This is a genomic window from Priestia sp. SRI_019 (assembly GCF_057586255.1).
In genome coordinates this window covers 1-2,586 of record NZ_JBYCZN010000023.1, presented here as the reverse complement: position 1 = coordinate 2,586, position 2,586 = coordinate 1, and the positions used below count along the sequence as shown (strand labels likewise).

Annotated in this window: 2 protein-coding genes; both read right to left on the bottom strand. The window is 32.8% G+C overall.

The window, feature by feature from the left end; genetic code table 11:
- Positions 1–137: 137 nt before the first annotated feature.
- Entirely contained in the window at positions 138–1,469 is a 1,332-nt protein-coding gene (locus AC2YJL_RS27575) for a DUF4179 domain-containing protein (protein WP_251569073.1), read from the bottom strand.
- Entirely contained in the window at positions 1,459–1,986 is a 528-nt protein-coding gene (locus AC2YJL_RS27570; protein ID WP_251569137.1) for an RNA polymerase sigma factor, read from the bottom strand. Before AC2YJL_RS27570 ends, AC2YJL_RS27575 begins: the two co-directional genes overlap by 11 nt.
- Positions 1,987–2,586 lie beyond the last annotated feature (600 nt).

The window sequence follows — 2,586 nt, the reverse complement described above, 5'->3', positions numbered from 1 at the left end:
AGTCCGTAAAAGTATACTTTTACGGACGGTGTCTGTTGTAATCTTAATAAATTAATATTAAACTAACCCTTAAAATAGTGAAGAATAAAAAAGCTAAGTTTCTTAATCATAAGATTAAGAAACTTAGCTTTACTTTTTTATCTAGATACTTTTATAAGTGTACCATTTACATTGATTGCTTTGATTTTTGATAAATCTAAAGGAGAAGAAGATAGAAATTTAGCTTTAACACTTTTATTGTCACTAAAGTTTTGTAACGAGTCGATTGATTGACTGCTGCCATTATTCATTTTAACACTCACTTTTATGTTATCAGTGTCTTTAAAATGCCCTTTTCCGTATAGCGTTACACCTAGTGATGAAAGGGTCATTTTAGTTGCTTTCCAACTGCCAAAGTCCTCATTAAAGCTCACACTCTTTTCATTTTCTACAGAATGCAGTTTAAATGTAGTGCTCCAATTACCTTTTGTAAAATTACCGTTAGATACAAGGTCTCCCATTAATTTTAACTTACTAAAATCTTCATTATTTGCATTAAAAATATATTCCACATAGTTATTTCCGTAAACGGTTTTTCCTGATTTATCTACCCCATAATAGACTTTAGAAGCAGCATTTATCTTCTTTCCGGAAGGATCAACTAAATAAAAATCTCCATGGCTATCTATATCTTCATCGGACCACTTTGTTTGAACGTGAAGTTGACCATTCACAAATCCAATATTTGATACATGCATAAATTTTATTTTTGGCAGAGAAAGAATGGTTTCGTTAGGCTTTAAGATTTCTATACTTTCTCCCGTGTCGAGTTGGTCAGTAATTTCGCCACCTCCACCGGATGTACTATCCGTGCTAAGAGAGATTGTATCTACATTTTTATTCTTTAGCTCCGACAGATCAGTATCTATCTTGATTCCCTCATGCTTATGCTTTTGGCTAAGGAAAGAGCTTATTCGCAATTTGATTTTTTTATTATTAAAGTTTGTGCCTCCATTTGCTTGAATTCGTAATGTGGCTGTATTTGTATCTTTATCGTAGTCAACAATTTGGCTATTAAACATATGCCCGTCAGTTAATGTGTAATCATAAAGATCCAGCGTTTTATCAAGGCGATTACCTGTTAAATCTTGCATCGTAACGTAAATAACAGCCATTTCGTCATCGTTCATGGCACCTATAACCTTCATTTTTATTCCTTTATCTTCACTAGTGGTTTCAATAGGTTGAAGAAACAAGGCAATGTCGGGACTAACAAGAGATAGTAAGTGGTTGAAGCTTGGAAATGTCGCTGCTCCTACACCTGCGGAACCTATAAGGAATAAAGCTGCGGCAGCCGGAAATACAATTGCTTTTTTAAACGTTCTTCTTGGTTGCTCTGATTTAGCCTTTTCTACACCGAGTTTGGCTCTCATATGTAATTCTTTTGGAATTTCAATTTGTTCAAGTTCTTGTTTTAGTTTATTCTTCATAAATACCAACGCCTTTCACATGTTTACGAAGTTTAGCTAAAGCACGATATAAAATAGATTTGGCCGTGCCTAAAGGAATGGTCAACGTCTCAGCTATTTCCCTAAAAGAATAGCCTTCATAAAATCGTAAAATAACAACACTTTTTTCATCTTCATTTAATTCTTCCACTAATTGATGAAGGGATAATGTAAGAGGAATATCTTCAATATCTGAACCGATAATTTCCTCATGTTCTGGATGTAATTGAACGACCTTGCTATTCTTTCTTAGATGATCGATTGCACACCTAATAGTAATTTTGATTAACCATGTCTTAAAGTATTCTGGCTTTTTTAAAGTATCTATGTTTTTAAAAGAACGGTATGCTACTTCTTGAACCACGTCCAAGGCATCGTCTTTATTTTTGACATATACATAAGCCATCCGATAAATATCTTGTTCATATGTCTGAAAAAGCTTCAAAAAAGCTTTATCATTACCTTTTTGAGCTTTTTTAACGATCCTAATAATTGAAATTCATCCTCTCTACTTTTTCCTTTTATACCTATTAGACAATCTTACTTGGCATTTGGCTTAAAATTTTATGAAAAAAATAAGAAGATAAAAAACAAGAAATATATATTCCTTGTTTTTACTGACTTTATTCAACTTAACACCACTGCTCAAAAGTAAATTACTGAGAAGTAATTATCGTATACTCACAATAGAGAGTGATTGCTTTAAGTGTCTCTCTTTACGGACTAACAATATAAGAAGTTTCTAATTACCTTTTAACCAAATGTTTTTCCAACTAGGAGTCACAGTAAAGATTGTAGAAAATATAAAAAGCTACCCCGCCATTGGCAAGCGAGATAGCTTTCTAATAGAAATGCTAATTATAAAGTACCAAAATATAACCGCGAGTAAACCATAGCACATTTTTTACATAGAGACTATATTTTTCCGTACATGCATATGTATAAATGTACGGTTTCTTATACATAGTAGCTTCAATCACCTCAAAAGGAAAAGCTTTCATATCAAAGATGTATAAAAAGCTGCATAACCGATAAAATTAAAAAGCAAACGAGCCCTTGTGTACCAAGGATTCGTTTTTTGTATGTCTTCCGGAAAGAG

Bases quoted from the DNA above. Each gene is read 5' to 3' on its own strand.
- AC2YJL_RS27575 (WP_251569073.1), bottom strand. From the start codon at position 1,469: ATGAAGAATAAACTAAAACAAGAACTTGAACAAATTGAAATTCCAAAA.